This window comes from Alkalihalobacterium sp. TH-98 (assembly GCF_057473385.1).
The window spans coordinates 14697-37208 of the sequence record NZ_JBYCKM010000043.1 but is presented as its reverse complement, the minus strand read 5'-3'; the positions used below and the strand labels follow the sequence as shown (position 1 = coordinate 37208).

At 39.6% G+C, this 22512-nt stretch carries 19 protein-coding genes; 3 read left to right on the top strand and 16 right to left on the bottom strand.

Annotated features, from left to right (window positions below):
- Positions 1-8: 8 nt before the first annotated feature.
- The 9 genes from gatA to pcrB form a co-directional block, all read right to left on the bottom strand.
- Positions 9-1469, bottom strand: coding sequence for an Asp-tRNA(Asn)/Glu-tRNA(Gln) amidotransferase subunit GatA (gene gatA, locus AC2VNP_RS14835; protein ID WP_486918067.1), 1461 nt, complete (start codon positions 1467-1469; stop codon positions 9-11).
- 13 nt (positions 1470-1482) lie between these two features.
- Entirely contained in the window at positions 1483-1773 is a 291-nt protein-coding gene (gene gatC / locus AC2VNP_RS14830) for an Asp-tRNA(Asn)/Glu-tRNA(Gln) amidotransferase subunit GatC (protein WP_275119816.1), read from the bottom strand.
- 268 nt (positions 1774-2041) lie between these two features.
- Complete coding sequence (putP, locus tag AC2VNP_RS14825; RefSeq protein ID WP_486918066.1) at positions 2042-3559, bottom strand: sodium/proline symporter PutP; 1518 nt, start codon at positions 3557-3559, stop codon at positions 2042-2044.
- A 580-nt stretch (positions 3560-4139) separates the two neighbouring features.
- The gene (gerQ, locus tag AC2VNP_RS14820) at positions 4140-4598 is read right to left on the bottom strand and encodes a spore coat protein GerQ (protein ID WP_486918065.1); all 459 of its coding nucleotides are present in this window, start codon (positions 4596-4598) and stop codon (positions 4140-4142) included.
- Positions 4599-4623: 25 nt separating this feature from the next.
- On the bottom strand, positions 4624-5046 hold the full coding sequence (locus AC2VNP_RS14815; protein WP_486918117.1) for a cell wall hydrolase: 423 nt from the start codon (positions 5044-5046) through the stop codon (positions 4624-4626).
- Positions 5047-5414: 368 nt separating this feature from the next.
- A complete protein-coding gene (locus AC2VNP_RS14810) occupies positions 5415-6587 on the bottom strand; it encodes a CamS family sex pheromone protein (protein ID WP_486918064.1) in 1173 nt (390 codons plus the stop codon).
- A gap of 78 nt (positions 6588-6665) precedes the next feature.
- Positions 6666-8678, bottom strand: a complete 2013-nt coding sequence (gene ligA, locus AC2VNP_RS14805) for an NAD-dependent DNA ligase LigA (protein WP_486918063.1) — start codon at positions 8676-8678, stop codon at positions 6666-6668.
- A gap of 15 nt (positions 8679-8693) precedes the next feature.
- The gene (gene pcrA, locus AC2VNP_RS14800; RefSeq protein WP_486918116.1) at positions 8694-10898 is read right to left on the bottom strand and encodes a DNA helicase PcrA; all 2205 of its coding nucleotides are present in this window, start codon (positions 10896-10898) and stop codon (positions 8694-8696) included.
- Positions 10899-10977: 79 nt separating this feature from the next.
- Positions 10978-11664: a heptaprenylglyceryl phosphate synthase gene (gene pcrB, locus AC2VNP_RS14795; RefSeq protein WP_486918062.1), complete on the bottom strand. Its 687-nt coding sequence runs from the start codon at positions 11662-11664 to the stop codon at positions 10978-10980.
- Positions 11665-11856: 192 nt separating this feature from the next.
- On the opposite strand from pcrB, the gene ade reads away from it, so the two are divergent.
- The gene (ade, locus tag AC2VNP_RS14790) at positions 11857-13584 is read left to right on the top strand and encodes an adenine deaminase (RefSeq protein ID WP_486918115.1); all 1728 of its coding nucleotides are present in this window, start codon (positions 11857-11859) and stop codon (positions 13582-13584) included.
- A 68-nt stretch (positions 13585-13652) separates the two neighbouring features.
- Here the strand turns inward: ade and AC2VNP_RS14785 are convergent, their stop codons facing one another.
- Genes AC2VNP_RS14785 through AC2VNP_RS14775 form a run of 3 tightly spaced genes read right to left on the bottom strand, consistent with a single transcriptional unit; the run spans position 13653 to position 16817 of the window.
- Positions 13653-13970, bottom strand: coding sequence for a YerC/YecD family TrpR-related protein (locus AC2VNP_RS14785; RefSeq protein WP_486918061.1), 318 nt, complete (start codon positions 13968-13970; stop codon positions 13653-13655).
- Positions 13971-13985: 15 nt separating this feature from the next.
- Complete coding sequence (locus AC2VNP_RS14780; RefSeq protein ID WP_486918060.1) at positions 13986-15029, bottom strand: DUF3048 domain-containing protein; 1044 nt, start codon at positions 15027-15029, stop codon at positions 13986-13988.
- A gap of 45 nt (positions 15030-15074) precedes the next feature.
- Complete coding sequence (locus tag AC2VNP_RS14775; protein WP_486918059.1) at positions 15075-16817, bottom strand: adenine deaminase C-terminal domain-containing protein; 1743 nt, start codon at positions 16815-16817, stop codon at positions 15075-15077.
- 131 nt (positions 16818-16948) lie between these two features.
- On the opposite strand from AC2VNP_RS14775, the gene AC2VNP_RS14770 reads away from it, so the two are divergent.
- A complete protein-coding gene (locus AC2VNP_RS14770; RefSeq protein WP_486918058.1) occupies positions 16949-17227 on the top strand; it encodes a YgaP family membrane protein in 279 nt (92 codons plus the stop codon).
- A gap of 759 nt (positions 17228-17986) precedes the next feature.
- Positions 17987-18085 (top strand): EYxxD motif small membrane protein, encoded by a 99-nt coding sequence (locus AC2VNP_RS14765; protein ID WP_373323188.1) that lies wholly within the window; start codon positions 17987-17989, stop codon positions 18083-18085.
- Here AC2VNP_RS14765 and purD read toward each other — a convergent pair.
- From purD to purM, 4 genes are read right to left on the bottom strand one after another with little or no spacing between them, the layout of a single operon-like run.
- A complete protein-coding gene (purD, locus tag AC2VNP_RS14760; protein ID WP_486918057.1) occupies positions 18060-19331 on the bottom strand; it encodes a phosphoribosylamine--glycine ligase in 1272 nt (423 codons plus the stop codon). The genes AC2VNP_RS14765 and purD overlap by 26 nt on opposite strands.
- A 20-nt stretch (positions 19332-19351) precedes the next feature.
- Complete coding sequence (purH, locus tag AC2VNP_RS14755; protein WP_486918056.1) at positions 19352-20890, bottom strand: bifunctional phosphoribosylaminoimidazolecarboxamide formyltransferase/IMP cyclohydrolase; 1539 nt, start codon at positions 20888-20890, stop codon at positions 19352-19354.
- Positions 20891-20903: 13 nt separating this feature from the next.
- Positions 20904-21470, bottom strand: coding sequence for a phosphoribosylglycinamide formyltransferase (gene purN / locus AC2VNP_RS14750; RefSeq protein ID WP_486918055.1), 567 nt, complete (start codon positions 21468-21470; stop codon positions 20904-20906).
- Complete coding sequence (purM, locus tag AC2VNP_RS14745) at positions 21470-22504, bottom strand: phosphoribosylformylglycinamidine cyclo-ligase (RefSeq protein ID WP_486918054.1); 1035 nt, start codon at positions 22502-22504, stop codon at positions 21470-21472. Before purM ends, purN begins: the two co-directional genes overlap by 1 nt.
- Between the last annotated feature and the right edge of the window lie 8 nt (positions 22505-22512).

Sequence of the window (22512 nt, the reverse complement as noted above, 5' to 3'; positions counted from 1 at the left end):
ATCCCCCCTTAAAGTTCCGGTTTCGCTTTATGATGTTCTGTTGCTTGCTCAAATGCATGAGCTACGCGGTAAACGGTATTCTCATCAAAATGCTTACCGATAATTTGTAATCCGATTGGCATTCCATTTTCCCCTAAACCGCATGGAACTGAAATAGCTGGAACACCTGCTAAGTTCACTGGGATCGTTAAAATATCGTTCGCATACATAGTTAATGGATCATTGATCTTCTCACCAATTTTAAATGCCGTTGTCGGTGCTGTTGGCCCAATAATCACATCATAGTTTTCAAAAACATCTTCAAAGTCTTTTTTAATTAAAGTACGAACTTTTTGAGCTTTCTTATAGTAAGCATCGTAGTAGCCAGAACTTAATGCATACGTCCCAAGCATAATTCGGCGCTTCACTTCATCACCGAAACCTTTACTTCGTGTTTCTTTATACATTTCAATTAAGTTTGCAGCGTTATCTGAACGTACACCATAGCGCACACCGTCAAAACGAGCTAAATTAGCAGAAGCCTCAGAAGAAGCTAGTAAATAGTACGTGGCAACTGCATATTTAGAATGAGGCAGGGAAACTTCTTCCCATGTAGCACCCATTCCTTCAAGCACTTTTAGTGACTCTAAAATACGGTTTTTCACATCTTCGTTAACACCTTCAGCCAAATACTCTTTTGGTACAGCAATTCTTAATCCCTTTACTTCACCTGTCAGCGCTGAAAGGTAGTCCGATGTTTCTACATTCGCTGAAGTAGAATCCATTTTGTCGTAGCCTGCAAGCACTTGAAGAACTAAAGCATTATCTTCAACCGAACGAGTAATCGGCCCAATTTGATCTAAAGAAGATGCAAAAGCAACGAGTCCAAAACGCGAAACACGTCCATACGTTGGTTTGAGTCCAACTACTCCACAATAGGATGCAGGTTGGCGAATCGATCCTCCAGTATCTGAACCTAATGAGAACACAACTTCTCCAGCTGCTACAGATGCTGCAGAACCTCCACTAGAACCACCAGGAACATAATCAGTATTCCATGGATTTTTTGTATTAAAAAATCCAGAGTTTTCCGTAGAAGACCCCATTGCAAATTCATCCATATTCAACTTACCGATCGTTACAGACTGAGCACCTTGCAAATGTTCAATTACAGTTGCATTATGCATAGGCTCGAAATTAGCTAATAATTTACTTGAACAAGTGGTCGTTAACCCTCTTGTGACGATATTGTCCTTGATACCGGCTGGAATCCCAAAAAGGAGACCTCTTTTATCATTTGAACTGAGTGCCTCATCTAATGTTTTTGCATAATTTCTTGCTTTTTCCTCGTCTAACGTAATAAATGCCTTAACTTTCTCATCAACAGCTTGAATTCTGTCGTAAGATGCATTTACGAGTTCTGAAACAGATACTTCTTTATTATGTAAACGATTATGTATTTCTGAAATACTTCCTTCTAATAACGACATTTATACCCCTCCTCTACTCAAGGATCGACGGAACTTTAACTTGTCCATCCTGCTCATCTGGTGCGTTCTTTAATACCTCTTCCCTCGGTAACGATTCTCTTACCTCATCTTCACGCATTACATTTCTCACATCTAATACATGCGTTGTCGCTTCAATGCCATCCGTATCTAACTCATTTAGCTGCTCAGCAAATGAGATGATTGCATCTAGTTGTTTTGTAAACATCTCAGCTTCTTCTTCTGTAACAGATAAGCGTGCCAAGTTCGCGACATGCTTCACCTCGTCCTTTGTGATACGTGCCATCCTTCCACCTCCAAAAATCGTTCATTTTCACAATAAATAGATCATACCAAATTACGTAGTAATAGGCAATAAACCCCATTATAACAACACTTGACAAATTATCGAAATATTACAGAAAGTATTAGGTTCTCCAATTTTCACTCATTCAAGTCTTTAATCTCAAGAAATCTATTAAAAAACCTTGAGGATAGTAGATTTATCCTCAAGGTTTGCCTGATTGATTAACCTTTAAAAAATTCTAAAACGAGTCAGTATGCCAGAGCTTCTGTTATAATCTTGCTCGCTCAAACTCTTCTTGAATCTTTTGGTTAGGTACCTTGCCTAGTAAACTAACGATTACAATCGCAATGACAGCAAAGATAAACCCTGGAACGATTTCATAGAGCCCAAACGGAATAATCGCTTCTGATTGCGGCAGCGGCGTTCCATCCGGACCATTTGGAGGTGTTGATAAGAGATCCCATACTACAACCGTAATTCCCCCCGTAAGCATACCAGCAAGAGCTCCATTGCGTGTCATCCTTTTCCAGAATAAAGAGAAAATGATCAGTGGTCCGAATGCTGCACCAAACCCTGCCCAAGCATAACCGACTAAATTTAATACTGAATTATTTGGATTGTAGGCGAGAATGATGGCGATCACCGCAATGGCAACAACACCTAATCTCCCAACCCAAACGAGCTCTTTTTCTGAAGCACTTTTTCGTATCATGCCTTTATAAAAATCTTCAGCTAAAGCACTTGACGAAACAAGCAACTGCGAATCAATTGTACTCATAATCGCAGCTAGTATAGCAGCAAGAAGGAAGCCTGCTACCCAAGGATCGAATAAAACTTGAGTAAACAAGATAAATACCGTCTCATGAGCCCCAGCTGAAATGGCTGCTTCTGGTCCGTTCACTGAAAAGTAGGCAATCCCAACAAAACCTGTAAAAATAGCTCCAAATAATGCGAGAACCATCCACGTCATCCCTATAAAGCGTGCTTTGGGAATTTCCTTTACTGATTTTACAGCCATGAACCTCGTTATGATATGAGGTTGACCAAAGTAACCTAATCCCCACGCTAATAATGAAATAACTCCTAAAATAGTAGCCCCTTGGAACGCATCTAAATAGGCAGGATCAATTTCACCGACAGCATTTAGCGTTGATTGCCAACCACCTAATTTAGATACAGCAACAACCGGAACAATTATTAATGCAAGAAACATCAAAATCCCTTGAAAGAAATCTGTCCAACTAACCGCTAAAAAGCCACCTAAAAAGGTGTAAGAAATGATAACAATCGCACCAATCCAAAGTGCTTGAGTATAAGTCATTCCAAAAGAAGCTTCAAACAACAACGCGCCCCCCACAAGTCCTGCTGATGTATAAAAGGCAAAAAACAGCAGAATAACTAGGGCTGACACCACTCGAAGGATCTTTGATTTGTCGTGAAACCGATTTTCGAAGAAGTCTGGTAGAGTAATAGAATCATTTGCGACTTCTGTATACTTTCTTAAACGAGCAGCAATATACTGCCAGTTTAGATACGCACCAATTGCAAGGCCTACCGCTATCCAAATTTCACCCATTCCACCGATATAAAGAGCACCTGGTAAACCTAAAAGCAACCAACTACTCATATCCGAAGCACCCGCACTTAATGCAGCAACACTTCCATTAAGCCTGCGACCGCCTAAGACGTAGTCAGATAGATTGTTAGTTAAACGATAAGCAACAATTCCTATAGCCAACATTCCAACAAGATAAATTATAAACGTAAATAACGTTGCAACCTCCAAAGTTATTCTCTCCTTTCTTTAATCAAACTTACTAATGAAAAAACAATTAATAAAAGCATGGGAACCCATAGTAAAACAGATGTAGCCAACGTTAGTTGATGTTCCATTCCTACACCCCCTTTATGCAAAATCTATGCACCTAACTTCCTGACAATGTTCAAAATATTTTCAATTGACTTTTAAACAGATCCATTATAATTGAATGAGGTTGAATGAGGACGCTTCTAATACTTTAACATATTAAAGATGTACGAACATTTAAATGATTATTACACCTAAAAGTGAATGAATATTGATACAGCAATAAATTTCAAAAATATGGTTTATAGCACACTATATATAGTAACTATTCATTTAATTGAATAATAATTCTGTGCCGTTTTGTTTGATGAGGAAGAGCTGAAAATGAGAAAAGGCGACCTTTCAGTCGCCAAGAAGTTTCAGTTATTTACTTTGCTATACACCAGGCGCAGAGATGATCGTCACGATCCAAAAGCTGAGCACAGCAACGATGATACTATTAAACATTAGGAACATGATTAAAAAACTAAATGGCAGCTGGTTTTAGAGTTCTACAACATCACTCCGATACATCCAATTGGACAGCCGGACTTATTTCCATGTGAGGATAGTTAATTCGTTCATCAAACTCTACCCAATCGAGATTTGCCATCAGCAGCAGGTAGCGTTTACCGCTGGCAGGATCACTAATGATAATATGGTCACGGCCAGCCGTTTCCACACGACCTTGGTAAACCATTGCATTCCATCTATTGTTCCCTTGGTAAGTAAAGTAGAATGTACCAACCTTGCCTTTGTTAAAGCGCAGGATATTTTCAATAAATGATTCTTCCACCCTGCCTGTCGGCAGCATCTGTCCAGTTCCCATCGGAACAACAGGCACATTATATGCAGGTCCAGAATGCATACCCATCGGGAAGCCAGTTGGTTGTTGTATAGCAGGTGCTTGCATCATAGTAGACGGATAAAAACCAGGGGAAAAGCTCATTGGATTATAACTAGAGTTTCCGCAAGTCATGATAAGTTCATCTCCTTTTTATTAATCATCGATAAAACTCAGGGCAGTAGCCCGGTATACCGACATAAAAACAATGATTCTTGTGTGCAAAATCGAACTGCGTCATGGGCGATCTTGGCATCGTTGGGGTACAAGGGTCACGAAATGCTTGCCCTGGACTCGGATTAAAAAACCACAAGTTCATTCGGGCTCGAGGATTCCTATGACCATTCAATATATTCCTGGCCCTCTGCAGGTCCTCCTCTGTGGGACGCTGTGTATACAAGGCTCCATTTAAAACAGGTTCAAAGTGAGGTATTCCAGTTCCTGGTATCTCATGATAGATAGCATGTCTGATATTGCGTAAATTTCTGAAGTCAGGTTCACAGTCTGCCTCAACCCGATTGGCCACAACCGTTCCTACCATATCCATCCCTTCGACGCCTTCACCAATCGCTTCGGCCAGCATGAGCCTCGCTAACGCGTTCACGTCATTTTCAGTATGATTTATTCGCCTGCCCATTTTCTCACTCCCTTCATCTTATACAGTAACTTATTGCCTAAAGCACGTTTTCGTAGCTTGCCTATCCGCCCAAACTTTGAAAATAGCATTATAAAAAGTAAAGAGTTTTCCTTTCCTAGATTTTCGACACACAAAAAAAGTGGATTGTGAATTAGAAAACTACATTTACAAAGGAGTAACAGAGTTAATCGCCTAATTTTATACAATAAAATCATACAAAAAAAACGCAGTGGTTTTATTCACCCTCTGCGTTTTTGGTGTTTTATTAACTTTTTCTTCAACTAACGCTCTTTTGCTTAAGAACTTAAACTGCGTTATCTGTAAATATGGATAAAAGGATCTTCATTCGGATTGCGAACAATAAGAGCCTCATGTCCAGATACAGATGTAATATATACTTGTATTTTTAGGTTACTTGGAAAACGTTGTGCAATTCGATCGGCTGAAAATTGTGTAAGTGCAATGATTTCAGCCTTCCCTTGGAAACGAATCGGAATTTCTATCGTCAGTTCTGTAAGCTGTTCATCTTTATAAAACCCTTTACCTACGACACCGACATAGTTATCAAAGAAATCATTGATTTCTTCTTTAAACTTTAAGAAACGTTCCGCATCATTTCGCTGCTCATTGTTTGCACGAGTAGAAGGATAAAAATAGTACTTATGATTAATTGCTTGCCATCTGTCAACTTGACGTTGCGGCTCAGCAATACCCTTCATGATGAAATTTCCGGGAACAATTGCTTCTCGTCTTTCTTCTTGAAACAATGCGACGATAATTGGAACATTTTCTAAGGCCCCTTCTTCACGATTAGGAGAGCGCAAACGAGCAACAATTTCTTCAGCCATTCGCTTTCCTTCAGCCTCCATTTTATTTTGATCAATATCAACTTCGTATCGATAAATTCTTCCTTGATCATCAAAAATACGATAGTTATAAACCGTATTCATAGACAGGCCAATGACCACTCCACCTAACTCCAGCTGTCCGTTTGAATTTTCTACCAAATAATTATGTTCTAATATGTGCGATAAATAACGAGGTTGGTTTTCTTCTTGATCTCTTAGCGTATCCCCTGATCCGAGAGGCGGATTTAAACCTAAAGGATTATCGTCTTCATGATTTCGCATTAACCAATTATTAAGTTCATCACGAGAGATAAACTGGCCTTCCCTAAAGAAATACTTTTCTGGATCAAATCTTTCGTTAGCCAGCCCCATTAAACCTAACTCTAGCTGTTCGATATCAAGACGATTGTATACGACAGCATTACTAAAGCCTCTACTTTCACCATGCGTATAAGACCCATCATATAGAACACTCCGATAGTAGTTTTCAGGTGTATATACTTCCGGGCTCAATTCAACAATTTGGTCTTCCCCTTGTTCTTCCTCTTCTATTAACTGTTCCTCTGGCTGTAAAAAAGGAAAACAACCTGACAAAAAGATGACGCTGCAAAGAGCAAAGGGTATCGCTCGTTTAATCATCTTCATCACTCCTACTCCGTAGTAAACCTCCTCTTAAACAAACGTTTATTTAAGAGGAGGGTTATTCATCTAACCAAACTAGTTAGTCGTTTCTTGGATAAATTGTTCTTCACTCCATACCGTAATCCCTAACTGTTGAGCTTTTTCTAATTTAGAGCCTGCATCTTCACCAGCAATTACTAGATCGGTTTTTTTACTGACACTTCCAGTTACTTTTCCACCTAGAGCTTCGACTTTTTCTTTTGCTTCATCCCTTGTTAACTGAGCTAATTTCCCTGTAAGTACAATCGTTTTACCTAAAAACGGACTTTCCTGAACGTCTTCAGCAGACGGAAGCTTCGGCCCTTTATATGTCATACTCACACCTAGTTCTTTTAGCTCATTGATTAATTCGATTACTTCTTCCTGCTGAAAGTAGTTCACTATTGAATTGGCCATTTTTTCACCAATTTCGTTTACTGCTTTCAATGTTTCGTAATCAGCTTCTTGAAGTGCTTCGATCGTCTCAAAGTGCATCGCTAACGTTTTCGCCGCTTTTGCACCAACAAAACGGATTCCTAGACCAAATAGTAATTTTTCAAGTGAGTTTTCTTTTGTAGCTTCGATGGCACTGAGTAAGTTATCAACCGATTTCTCACCCATTCTTTCGAGTTGCAGCAATCGCGCTCTCTCTAGCTTATAAATATCAGCAACATCTTCTACAAGCCCTTCAACGAAAAGTTGTGCTATGACTCGTTCACCTAATCCGTCGATATTCATTGCGTTACGAGAAACGAAATGAGTTAACCCTTCACGGATTTGCGCCGGACACTTTGGATTAATACAGCGTAATGCTACTTCACCCTCAAGGCGGACGAGTTCACTTTCACATTCAGGACAATGTGTCGGCATATGAAAATTTTTCTCTTCTCCTGTCCGTAATTCAAGAAGTACATTCACAACCTCTGGGATGATGTCACCTGCTTTTTTTACGACAACGGAATCACCGATTTTAATATCTTTTTCACGAATTAGGTCTTCATTGTGCAATGAAGCTCTCTTCACAGTAGTACCAGCAACTGTAACAGGTTCTAGCAGAGCTGTTGGAGTAACTACTCCTGTCCGCCCGACATTCAAGTCGATCCCAATTAACTTTGTAACCACTTCTTCAGCTGGGAACTTATAAGCAATCGCCCAACGTGGACTTTTTGCTGTAAATCCAAGTGTTTTCTGTTGGTCAAGCTCATCCACCTTAATTACAATACCATCAATTTCATATGGCAAGTTTGGCCTTTTCTCCACCCAGCTTTGAACATAGTCAATGACTTCATCGATGGTTTTACAATGGCGGCTTTCTTGATTAATCTTTAATCCTAAATCTTGTAAATAATTCAATGCTTGATGATGGGAAGTAATCTGATCGTTTTCAATTCGACCGAGTGAATATAAAAAGATATCAAGATTACGTTTTGCCGCTATTTTTGGGTCTAATTGACGAAGCGAACCAGCAGCGGCATTTCTAGGGTTGGCGAACTTTTCTTCTCCAGCGGCCTCTTTTGCTTCGTTTAATTTTTCAAATGAACGTTTCGGCATAAATGCTTCGCCGCGAACTTCTAAAGTCACTTCTTCCTTTAGTCGCAATGGGATCGAACGGATCGTTTTTAAGTTTTGGGTAATGTCTTCGCCGACAGATCCATCTCCGCGAGTAGCCCCGCGGGTAAACTTTCCTTGTTCATACTTGAGCGAAACCGCCAGGCCATCTATTTTTAATTCGCAGCTATATGTCGGTTCAGCACCGTTTAACCCTTGTTTCACACGACGATCAAAATCGCGTAAATCCTCTTCATTAAATGCATTTCCTAAGCTTAACATAGGAACATCATGTTGTACCTTATCAAAAAATGGCAGTGGTTCTCCTCCAACACGAACGGTAGGAGAATCATCTGTTAAAAACTCTGGATGTTGTTCCTCTAAAGAGATAAGCTCTTGCATTAGTTGGTCATACTCCGCGTCAGAAACGATTGGCTTGTCCAATACATAGTAGTGATGACCATATTCATTTAGAAGCTCTCTTAATTGGTCGATCCGAGATTTCGCTTCATGCTTTTCCATGTAATCGTCCTTTCATTACACCTTTTTGATTGGGGCAAATTTGGCAACTAATCGTTTAACACCTACTGGTTTTGGAAAGGCAATATCAAGTTCGATATGTTCACCTTCGCCTTTTGTACTGACTACGGTACCAATTCCCCACTTCCCGTGCTCCGCTTTATCACCTACAGACCACTGGAAGCCTTCTCCACCTGATGAGGAAGCGACCGGTCGAGTAGATGCAACATTTCGTTTAGGAGCACTAAATGAGCTTGGTCGTGATGTTTTTGCCCAGACCGGTTCAGGTTTTGCCGGTTCTTCTAGACATGACTCTGGGATTTCTTTTAAGAAACGAGAAGGAGCATTGGTACTTGTTCGTCCAAATAACGTACGGCTTCTTGCATTCGTTAAAAATAATTGCTGCTCCGCTCGAGTAATCCCTACATATGCTAAGCGGCGTTCTTCTTCCATTTCTTCTTCTTCAAAGAGAGATCGGCTATGAGGGAAAACGCCTTCTTCCATTCCAATAATAAACACAATCGGGAATTCTAATCCCTTTGCCGAGTGCATCGTCATTAACGTGACCACTTCGGTTGGTTTTTCAGTATCTTCATCAAGTTTGTCAATATCAGCAACAAGAGCAAGATCGGTTAAAAAGGCAATTAACGATTTGTCGTCACTACTTTTTTCAAACTCAACTGTTACCGATAAAAACTCATCAATATTTTCTAAACGACTTTGTGCTTCTAATGTTTTTTCATTTTTTAACATGTCTCGATAGCCTGATTTCTCAATCACTTCTTCTACTAATTCAGTAACAGATAAGTACTCTTGCATATTAATCCAGTTGTTCATCTGTTGTGAGAAATCTTCGAGCTTACCGACAACTCTCGCACTTAGGCCGACTTGTTCAATTTCTTGTAATACTTTAAACATGGAGATGCCTTGGTCCGCTCCATATTCTAGTATACGGTCAACTGTTGCAGCTCCTATTCCCCGCTTAGGGACGTTGATAATACGTTGTAAACTAATATCATCATCAGGATTGGCAATTAGACGTAAGTAGGCCAACACATCTTTGATTTCTTTACGATCATAGAATTTCGTTCCACCAACGATGTTATATTCAATGTTTGATTTAACGAGTAATTCCTCCATTACACGCGATTGTGCATTCGTACGGTAAAGGATTGCTATATCAGAATTACTATGGCCATTTCGTGTTACTTCTTTTATTTTCCCAATAACGTAGTATGCTTCATCTTGCTCCGTATCGGCTTCATAGCGGACAATTTTACATCCTTCGTCATTTTCAGTCCAAAGCCTTTTCGGTTTTCTCTTTGAGTTGTTTTCAATCACTTTGTTTGCTGCTTCTAGAATGGTTTTGGTTGATCGGTAATTTTGCTCTAACAGTATAACCGTCGCTGTTGGATAATCTTGTTCAAATGAAAGAATGTTTGCAATATCGGCTCCACGCCAGCGATAAATCGACTGATCCGAGTCCCCAACAACACAAATGTTTTTATACTTTTCTGCGAGCATATTAACTAATACATATTGTGCTTTGTTTGTATCTTGATACTCATCGACGTGAATATATTGAAACTTTCTTTGATAAAACTCTAGTACTTCAGGCACTAACTTAAATAATCGAATCGTCGTCATAATTAAATCATCAAAATCTAATGATTGGTTTTTCTTTAGTTGTTTTTCATATTCTACATATACTTCTGCAGCTGTTTGGTCATATAAACTGCTTGCCGTTTTTGAGAATTCTTCTGCCCGTTTTAATTCATTTTTAGCTGAGCTGATCGTGCCTAGAATACTTCTCGGCTCAAACTTTTTCGGATCGATATTTTTCGTTTTTAATATTTGTTTTATAACAGACAGTTGATCGGATCCATCTAAGATTGTGAAGTTTCTACTAAAACCAATTCGATCAATATCTCTTCTTAAAATACGAACGCACATCGAGTGGAAGGTTGAGATCCAAATGTTCTCTGCTGTTCCTCCTACAATTTGCGCTACACGATCTTTCATTTCACGGGCTGCTTTATTTGTAAATGTAATCGCTAGAATATTATACGGGGCTACTCCTTTTTCTCGAATAATATAAGCAATTCGATGAGTTAATACTCTCGTTTTTCCACTTCCAGCACCAGCCATTAATAATAAAGGACCGTCTGTGTGCTGGACAGCTTTCCTTTGTTCTGGGTTTAATCCTGCTAACAACTTTTCCATTAACTTACTTTGCACTTTCCCACCACCAAACATATGTTCTTATTCTATATTTTACTGTACTCTTTGTTTAACAACAACTCTATTTTTTTACGGCTTGAACCGTAGTAAGTGCAGCTTTTATATTATCATAGATGATATTTCCTACGATGACCGTATCAGCAAACTGTGCCATTTCTTCAGCTTGATTTGCATTGGTTATGCCCCCGCCGTAAAATACACGGGTATCTTTCACCACATCTTTTACCGCCTCTACAACTGATACATCTCCGTACGTTCCACTATATTCAATATAAAATATAGGTAAATGGTACATATGCTCTGCCATTCGAGCATACGCAACAACATCTTCTTCTTGCAAATTAGTATCTGAATTCGTAAGTTGGGCAACTTTTGCATCTGAATTAAGAATACAGTACCCTTCCATCACAATCTCATCCCAATTCATAATTGGACCATACTCTTTTACAGCTTGATGATGAAGTTTCGTGATCCACTGCGTATCATTACTGTTTAAAACGGTTGGAATAAAATAATGGTCAAATCCTGGTGTCAATGATTCTAGATTTGAAACTTCTAACGCACAAGGTACAGAATACCGGCGAATTCTCGCTAATAAACTTAGGGTATTATCAAGGGTTACTCCATCTGTTCCTCCTACAATAATCCCATCTGTCCCAGACTCACAAATTGCCTCTAAATCTTCATCGCTGATATCTTTATTCGGATCTAATTTAAAGGCATGCTTCCATTCTTTATATTCAAGCATGACTATTTCCTCCATCATCGAAACATTTATCTCACTGAATGATTATATCAAAAATCAGACAGCAATCTAAGGGGACACTCTTGAAAAAAATATTGGTACATTTTTGGACCAAAAACTAACATTTTAAAATCGAGGTTGGTATACTATACAAAATGATTAGGGTGCGAACCATAAGGAGGTTTTTAATTGGATATTGGCAATAACATCTATGATTATATTCACAGCGCATCAAAAGCTAAAAAAGCTGATCTTGTAATTACGAATGGAAAAATAATTGATGTGTTTAACGGGGAAATCATCGAAGAAGACGTTGCGATTACAAATGGAAAAATCGTTGGAATTGGCTCATATGAAGGTAACTCAACATTTGATGCTCAGGGCGGTTATATTTGTCCTGCTTTTACCGATGGTCATGTCCATATCGAATCGTCCATGCTTACCCCGCAGCAGCTAGAAAAAGTGCTTGTTCCACATGGGGTGACTACATTGATTGCCGATCCTCATGAAATTGCAAATGTTGCAGGAACAGAAGGTATTCAATATTTAATTGATAGCAGCCGGGAGTCTCTGTTAGATATTTATTTTATGATACCATCTTGTGTACCAGCTACTTCTTTTGAAAATGCCGGTGCTGTCCTTGAAGCAGAAGATATTGCTCCTTTTTATAACGACCAAAATGTGTTAGGGCTTGCCGAAGTGATGGATTTTCCTGCAGTTTTAAATGGCAGTGAGAAAATGGTGAACAAGCTAATTTCTGCGGCGGACCACGGCAAATTAATCGATGGCCACGCAGCTGGTTTAGATCAATATGGAATTAATACATATCGAGCCGCAGGCATTCAAACGGATCACGAAGCTGTGAATGTAGAAGAAGCTAAAATTCGATTGCAGCGCGGAATGTATTTAATGATTAGAGAAGGATCCGTTGCTAAAGATTTAAAAGCGCTGCTTCCGGTTGTAACAGAACGGAACTCAAGGCGCTGCTTATTCGTAACCGATGATAAACATTTAGATGACCTTTTAGATGAAGGAAGCATAGATCACAATGTTCGCTTAGCGATAGCCGAGGGCTTAGATCCGATACAAGCGATTTCAATGGCAACCATTAATGCTGCAGAATGTTTCCAACTACAAAACAAAGGAGCAGTTGCGCCGGGTTTTGATGCTGACTTGCTCATTCTTTCCGATCTAAATCAGGTTGTCATTGAGGACGTGTTTTTAAAAGGCGAGCACATCGTTAAGAAAAGAGAACTTATAGAAAGTGCTACGAGTCATAAGGAAATAGCAATACCTCCTTCTCTAATAAAAAGTGTCAACTTAAAGCCTGTTACGAAAGAGGATTTGAATATCTCACTGAGTCGGAAAACGGCGAACATCATTGAAGTCATTCCTAATTCTCTAATTACGAATCATATTAGTGAAGAAGTGGATATTGCAGATGGCTTATTTATTCCTTCTATAGAAAAGGACCAGCTGAAATTGGCGGTTATTGAGCGGCATCATGCAACAGGAAACATTGGACTCGGAATCGTTAAAGGCATGCGGTTTAAGGAAGGTGCCATTGCAACGACGATCGCTCATGACTCACATAATATAATTGTTTGTGGCACGAATGATGACGACATGATAGAAGCAATTTCTAAAATCAAAGAAATGCAGGGAGGAATAGCGATCGTTAAAAATGGTAAGTCAGTTAGCACCCTGCCATTACCGATTTGCGGATTATTAACGGAACAGCACTACGAGGAGACTTTAAAACAAATCAATTCGTTAAATACCGCACTGACTGAAGTAGGATTTTTAGGTAGCTTTAATCCCTTTTTAACTTTGTCATTCTTAGCCTTACCCGTAATCCCCGACTTGAAACTAACCGATACAGGTCTTTTCCAAGTCAAACAATTCAAGCATATAACTATTTAAGCAAAAAGAGGTGCCAGGCACCTTTAACACTTTGCAGTGTTGAAGGTGCCTGGCACCGTTTTAATCTTTTATTCTTTTTCTTCGTCTTCTTTGGTTTCGCCGTGAACTCGGTCTAACGTCATTTTATAGCCGTCGTTACCATAGTTAAGACAACGTTTTACTCTTGAAATCGTAGCGGTACTTGCGCCTGTTTCTGTCTCAATTTTATGATACGTGTTACCTAATTGAAGCATACGTGCTACTTCTAGACGTTGTGCTAACGATTGGATCTCATTTATTGTACATAAGTCATCAAAAAACTGATAACATTCCTCTAAATCATTTAGCGATAAGATTGCATTAAATAGTTGGTCTAATTCTTTCCCTCGTAACTTATTAATTTGCAATGATTTCACCTCTTCCTATTCTTCAATAATTACTCGCTGTTCAATCTTTTCTGGAATAATATTAATCCACGTCTGACCTGGTACAAACTTCACCAGCTCACCATTTTTCTCAGGCAGAATTTTGCCGTTTTTATTCACCCAATCTACTTCTATTGCTACACCTTTTTGTAACAACAGTCCTTTTCCACCTGATGTTAAATCGATTTTACGTCGACCTTGTTCATCTATAACTTCATGCTTGGTTTCCACTACAAAGATGTTATGGATCGCAAGTGGTTCTGCCGTATCATAATCTACAGCATGATAAGATCCATTATACCGTGAAAATGTATTTTTCGCTTCATCATACTTATAAGTTACATCATAAAGCTTGTGATAGTCGATCGTTACGCTTTCAGCAGTGCTTCCTTCAAGTTCAACATCATCATTTTCATAGAAGGCTAGCGGTGCCGGTTCACCCATTAGATGATACCCTTTCGCTTCTAATCCCTTCACAATATTATCATACGTAATATATGAATTGTGAGGCGCTTTTCGATCAGATGAACGTTTAAACAGAGCTCCGTCATTATTGCCTTCCATCCCATTTAGGTAATCTGTCTCATTTTGGATAAGCAGCCTTTCTTTTGCGTCCGGACTCCATCCATGACTTACGAAAAACGCATCATAGCCCTTTGCTAAGTCAATGTGGTACCCTCGCGCACTTCGCACTGGTCCAACGTTTTCTGGCTGCATACTATGATAGATTGCGACAAGACGAGTGATTTCATATTCTGAAAGAACTTCATATACAACATCTGCCTCTAACAAACCTGACTGAGGTCTCGCTTGACGATGATTATTGATCGTTACAGCATATGGTCGATGGTCGATTGCTGCATCAGTTGGAACACCTGTTAGAGGAAAGATTGTCTCATACTCAACAACCTCTTCTTGCGACTCCTCCTGTTTAACAGGATCAATATCTTCTTGAACCGTTTCTTTATCCTTTTTGCACCCTGTCATGCTTATTGATATAGCTAACACGGCTGTTAATAAAAGTTTCGATGATTTCTTCAATGATTACACGACCTTTGACCCATTATAATAATGTTCTTTAATAGTTTAACGCATAATTGAAGGAAAGAGTACTTTTTTATTATAAACGTCATAAATTCCATGTTGCGTTACCCGAATGTACGGTAAATGTGTAGATGAGAAAAATAATAAACTATAAATAGGATCCTCGTAAGCATAACCGCGCTTCTTTAATTCTCGGACAAGTTCCTTTTCTTGCTCAACTACTTCTTCCATTGATTGATCGGACATAATTCCCATTAACCTTAAAGGAATATTACAAATGACTTCACCATCTTCAACAAGGACAATACCTCCTCCTTGTTGTTTCAATTGTTCAAAGGCAAACATCATATCTGTTTTATTTTTACCGATTACTACAATATCACCTGTATTCGAAAAGGAACTCGCAAAACCAGAAACTTTATTACCAAATCCTTTTATAATCGTATTGATTCGCCATTTTCCTTTTCGGTCGAGCAGAACAAAAAAGCTCTCACAGTGTTCCTTTGATAAGTTTTCACCAGTACCTTCAACTGAAATTTGAAATGGCTTCAAAATAACAGAGTTCACTAATTCAATACCCATCGGCATCGAAAAATGAAGATCCTCTTCTGTAATGTCCCAATCTAACTGCAGTGGCCCCATCTCGTACTTATTCCATGGAAAAACGTCATCACTTTCAACGATCTCGTTATCACGAACAACCCATTGACCTTTTGCCATTACTGAAGTCGGTATAGGGTTGTCTTTTTCTGATAAAAAGTTAAGGTGTGCAATACGTCCTGGCGCAATCATTCCAATTTTGTAGTCTAAATTATAGTATTTAGCCACATTGTAAGAAGCCATATTGTAAGCTTCGACTAGAGGAACACCGCTTTCGATTGCAATTTGAATCATATGATCAATGACTCCTTGTTCATAAAAGGTTGGAGTTGAACCATCCGTAGTTAGTAAGCAGTTCGTAAAATCATCTACACCCAATTCTAACATTTCTTTTAACAATCTTGGTAAATCAGGGCGAATGGAGGAGTGCCTTAAAGATGTCGTGTACCCCAGGTTTAACCTCATCACCGCATCCTCACCAGTCATCGCTTCGTGATCTGAAGTCACCCCTAATAGTGCCATTTGAGTAAGCGTTCGTTCAGAAGCTCCTGGAAAATGACCCTCAATGGGTTTTCGCAAGCGCCTTGTCTCTTGCATCCAATGAAGAATGGAGTCATCCCCGGCTAACACTTTTGGCCAAGACGTCAGTTCTCCACCTTGAACAACAAGATGGTGTTCGAGCCATGCTTTCATTCTCGAATTAGAAAAACACTCTTCCTCCCCGTCTAATTCGGTCTGTGCGTCGTAACGACACCACCAGTACATCGAGGTCGGCAGCCTATCTAACTCTTCGATTAGCGTAAGCGCTTTCTTTTTTTCAAGATGTAAAAAGAACATAAGGTTATCATTAATCAATGTTGTCGTCCCTCGAGTCGATGCATATTTAGCAAAGCTCTGGGGATTATATAACTGAAAAGGATGAGCATGCGGTTCAATATACCCTGGTACGATATATTGGTCGCTGCAATCAATAATTGAAGTTCCTTTAAATTGTTCAGGCATTTGGTTGCCCACATAGACAATTCGATCTTCGTAAATCCATATATGGGCCTTAAGCCATTTCTTTCTTACACTATTAAGATAAGTTGCATTTTTTAATACAACAGTAGGGGCTAACTCTCCACGAATGACCGCTAGTTGTTGTCTTAAAAGTTTCTTTGTCCAACGATAGATACGTTCAGCCATTTTAACTTCACCCATTTCTACTTGAGCTAATTTATATTATCGTACCATATTTTCACCGTTTAACACATTAAAGATATGCAATTTATTTGAAATTTTACAAAATAATCTGTCAGAAAGGTGTTGTCAGTGAATTGAAACCAAATATTGGGATGATTAATGCATTTGTTCGAATAACTTGCGGCTTTACTATTCTTGCTTGGGCTACAGCAAAGCTAGTTAAAAAACCATATAGAAGTATGCCATTGTTTGTAGCTATGATGGGTGCAATGAAGGTAGCAGAAGGAATTACTCGTTTTTGTCCTTTAACATACATGTTTGAAGAACAAGTCGTACAAATTAAAAAACAAAACAATGAACAACAAACGAATATTGACAGTGAAAAGCTGCAAGAAACGGTTGATACTTTATAAGGGTCGTTTATTACTGTATGAGATAGCGAACTAAATCATGATAAGAAAAGCGCAAGGTGCCTGCTTATCGGCGACAAGCGCTGGAGGGCCAGCAATAAGTGTCTTGCCCCCTTTAGACACGCTTGATGGATCGAAGCGACCTCGAGCCGATGGCACCTGGAGCTAGACACGAAAAGCACAAGCGACCGGTTAGCGACGTACGGACTGGACTGAACCGTAGGAGATAAAGGAAACACGACGATAGCCAAGTAAGTCGATGTTGACTTATCGTACGGAGGTGAGGGATGTCTCGCTAGGCGCTGGGGGCTTGCGCTAGACATCTTACGCTAAAACTAATGATAGATTTTCCTTTTTAGCGGACTCTCAGGCCGTTATTTTAAAGAATTTCTCTACTTTTGGAGTTTAGCGGACTGAGAGGACGCTATTTGCTTGGAATCCTTTATAAACATCTCAAGAATTAGTAAATAACGGCCCCTGAGTCCGTTATCTTAGCATACTTTTTATAGAAATAACGGCCTTGGTGTCCGCTAATTTTTTGTAAGGGAACAATTTCTCAACTTTTGAGTTATTTCTGCTGATGTTCACGATCGTAACATCTCGTATTTCAACCTTCCAGTTGCTGAAAAGGCGTTGAAATTACGGTTGAGCCTAAATTCAACGTATTTTAACTATATCATGTCGTTAACATAGCTATTATAAAAAAGAGGCTAACTCAACAATATTGAGTAAAGCCTCTTATTATAAAGGAGATGAAATCCCATGGAATTTGCTATTGATTCTTTATTTGTTTACGCATCAATCATTGGTTCAATTGTTGCCATTATTTATTTGTTTATGAGGAAAAAGCGCGCCCGATAGCTTTGTTTCCAATGTCTTTACGATAAAACAAGCCAGCACTTTTTACGTTAGTAATCTCTTCGTACACTTTTTCTTGAGCCGCTTGCAAGCTGTTGTCTTTACGAGCAACCAGTAAGACTCGTCCACCATTTGTTACAAACTGATTATTTTCTAATTTCGTTCCAGCATGGAAAACAAGCGTTTGCGGATCTAGTGCTTGGAATCCGTCAATTGCTGCACCTTTTTCATAAGCTAATGGATATCCTTTTGAAGCCATTACAACACCGACAACTGCTTCATCGGACCATTCTAATTCCACTTTTTCGCCAGCTAGAAGTCCATTAATAACATCCACCATATCCGTCACTAAGCGAGGTAAAACAACCTGGGTTTCAGGGTCTCCAAAACGGGCATTAAACTCAATCACTTTAGGTCCTTGATCTGTCATCATTAAACCAGCATATAGAATTCCAGTAAAGCTGCGCCCTTCTGAAATCATTGCGTCAGCCATTGGTTGTAACACCTTTTCGACTGCTTCTTGAACGGAAGCTTCGTTAAATTGCGGTACTGGTGAATACGCGCCCATACCACCTGTATTCGGCCCTTCATCATTGTCATAAGCACGCTTATGATCTTGAGCTCCAACCATCGGAAGGACAACATCACCATGAACGAAGGCCATTAATGAAAGCTCTTCTCCTGCTAAGTACTCCTCGATTACTACTTTCGCACTTGCTTTTCCAAATTGATTATTTTCAAGCATTTCGTAAAGAGCGTTTGTCGCTTCTTCAATCGTCATTGCCACGACAACCCCTTTACCCGCTGCCAATCCATCGGCTTTAATGACTATAGGTGCTCCCTTTTCTTCTACGTATGCTTTTGCTTCTCCATAGGAAGTGAATGTCTCATAATAACCTGTTGGGATTTTGTATTTATGCATGATCTCTTTAGCAAACGATTTACTTCCCTCGATTAAAGCCGCTTCTTTTTCCGGGCCAAAGATCTTTAAGCCCGCTTCTTTAAAGCGATTGACAATCCCATCTAATAGCGGTGCTTCTGGTCCGACAATCGTTAAATCAATTTGCTCTTTTTTAGCAAATTCAATCAGTTGTTCGTGGTCATTTTCAGGTATTTCAACAATGGTAGCAACATCTTTCATTCCTGCATTTCCTGGTGCAACAAATACTTGAGTTACTTTCTGGCTTTGTGCGACCTTCCAAGCCATTGTATGTTCGCGTCCACCACTACCTACGATTAATACTTTCATGAAACATTCCCTCCGTCTGATTAGTGTTTAAAATGACGAACCCCTGTAAATACCATAGCGATCCCTAACTCATCAGCCTTCGCAATTGAATCCTCATCACGAATGGATCCACCTGGTTGGATAATGGCCGTAATTCCAGCTTTTCCTGCTTCTTCTACTGTATCACTCATTGGGAAGAACGCATCAGAACCCAATACTGCACCTGTAGCTTGTTGTCCTGCTTGCTCAATCGCAATTTTAGCAGCACCAACACGGTTCATCTGACCTGCACCTACACCGATTGTCATTTCGTTTTTAGCTAATACGATTGCGTTCGATTTAACGTGCTTTACAACTTTCCAAGCTAATTTCAGTGCTTTCCACTCTTCTTCCGTCGGCTCGCGCTTCGTTGCTACACTAATATTAGCTTCGTCTAATCCGAATGTATCTTCTTCTTGAACGAGTGCACCACCGTGGATCGTCGTCAGTCGAAGCTCCGCTTTATTCGCTTTTTCAATCGGTAACGTTAATAATCTTAAATTCTTCTTCGTTGTTAAAATTTCTAAAGCTTCCTCAGTAAATGACGGTGCAATAATAATTTCTAAGAAAATTTCTTTCATTTTTAAAGCCGTTTCGCGATCTACTTCGCGGTTAGCTGCAATGATACCGCCGAAGATGGAAACTGGATCTGCTTCATATGCTTTGTCATACGCTTGCTCAATCGTTTCTCCAACACCAACACCACAAGGGTTCATATGTTTAATCGCAACAACAGCCGGCTCATCGAACTCTTTTACGATAGCTACTGCCGCATCCGCATCATTGATGTTGTTATAAGATAATTCTTTACCGTGAAGCTGTTCTGCTTGTGCAATAGATGTCGTCGGTCCTAATGGCTTACGATAAAACGCTGCTTTTTGGTGAGGATTCTCCCCGTAGCGAAGATCTTGTTTCTTTTCAAACGTCACAGTTAATGACTCTGGGTTTTCTTCATTTACTTCGTTCGTTAAGTATTCAGCAATGACTGCATCGTAAGCTGCTGTATGGCGGAAGACTTTTGCAGCTAATTTCTTGCGTGTATCTTCTTCTACTTTACTGTCTGCTTTTAGTTGAGCGATAACTGTTTCATAATCTGCTGGGTCCACCACAACGGTTACATGTGCATGGTTTTTCGCAGCAGCACGCAACATACTCGGACCGCCAATGTCTATGTTTTCAATTGCATCAGCAAACGTAACGTCTGGCTTAGCAATCGTTTGTTGGAATGGATATAAGTTAACAACAACTAGATCGATTGGTGTGATGTTATGTTCTTGAAGCTGCGAAAGATGATCTTCACTTTCACGCATGGCTAAAAGACCGCCGTGAATATTAGGATGTAATGTTTTAACACGCCCATCTAAAATCTCTGGAAACCCTGTCACTTCAGAAATTCCGATGACATTCACACCAGCTTCTTCTAGCGCTTTTCTCGTTCCACCTGTTGAAACAACCTCCACACCTAACTCCACTAACTGTTGAACGAAAGGAACGATTCCTTCTTTATTTGATACACTAACCAATGCACGTTTCACTGCCATCTTAGTGTCCTCCTTATATCGATAAAAGTTCTTTTAAAGTTTTATAATACAGGCGATGCTCTACCTGTTGGATTTTCGTCGTTAATGTTTCTCTTGTTTCATTTTCGTCTATAGTAACCGCTTCTTGAGCGATAATTTGTCCCGTGTCCATCCCTTGATCGACATAATGGATTGTAACACCTGTTACTTTTACACCTGCAAGAAGGGCTTGTCCAATTGCATCTTTCCCAGGAAAAGACGGTAATAATGAAGGATGTATATTAACAATTTTTCCTTCATAAGCACTCAACAACGTTGTACCAACTAAGCGCATATATCCCGCCAGAACAACAAACTCGACATCTCTTTTTTGTAATTCATCAATAATTTCTTGTTCAAACTCTTCTTTACTGCAATAGGCCTTCGGGTTAAAAACAAACGTATCAATTCCGTGAGTTTTTGCCCTTTCAATCGCCTTAGCTTCTGATTTATCACAAACGAGAAGAGCGATGTGAGCACTTAGCTCCCCTCGCTCAATCTCATTAATTATCGCTTGAAAGTTAGAACCGCTTCCAGAAGCGAAAACAGCTATTTTTTTCATTACTCGAGTCCTCCAATAGAAACTCCCGCTTCTTTAGTTACTCGTCCAATAATGTAGGCTTTTTCACCAGATTCATTTAACTTTTGAAGAACTGGGTGCATCTCACTTTCTGAGACAACGACTGCCATCCCAATCCCCATGTTAAACGTAGAGAACATGTCCTTACTTGTGATTTCACCTTTTTCTTGTATTAACTCAAAAATTGGGTGGATCGGCCATGAACCGAAATCAATATGGACACCTACACCGTCTGGCAGCATTCTCGGTAGGTTTTCATAGAATCCACCGCCCGTAATATGCGCTAGACCTTTAATGTTATAGTTTGCCATCACTTCAAGTAGTGGTTTCACGTATATTCTCGTAGGTTGTAATAACTCTTCCCCTAATGTTCGTCCTAAACTGGGAACCTCTTCTTGTAATGATAATTGTGCTTGTTCTAGTAAAACTTTACGTACTAGAGAGAAGCCATTGGAATGAAGTCCATTAGAAGCGAGCCCGATGATCACATCGCCTTCTTCAATCTCATTACCCGTAATGAGTTTTGACTTTTCACCGATACCAACAGCAAATCCAGCTAAATCATACTCCTCTTCAGAATACATTCCAGGCATTTCTGCTGTTTCTCCACCGACGATTGCACAGCCAGCTTGTTCACACCCATCTGCTATTCCTTTAACGATCGCTTCAATTCGTTCGGGAACGGCTTTCCCACAAGCGATGTAATCTAGGAAATATAGTGGTTCAGCTCCTTGAACGACGATATCATTAACACACATCGCAACGGCATCAATTCCTATTGTATCGTGTTTATCCATCATAAATGCGAGCATAAGTTTTGTACCTACACCATCTGTTCCTGAAACGAGCACAGGCTCTTTAAAGTTAAATTGAGAAAGGTCAAACATTCCACCGAAAGACCCTAAGCCACCTAAAACTTCAGGGCGTTTCGTTCTAGCTACATGCTTTTTCATCCGTTCTACGGCTTCATAGCCCGCTTCTATATCGACTCCAGCTTTTTTATATGCTTCAGACATCGTTTTTC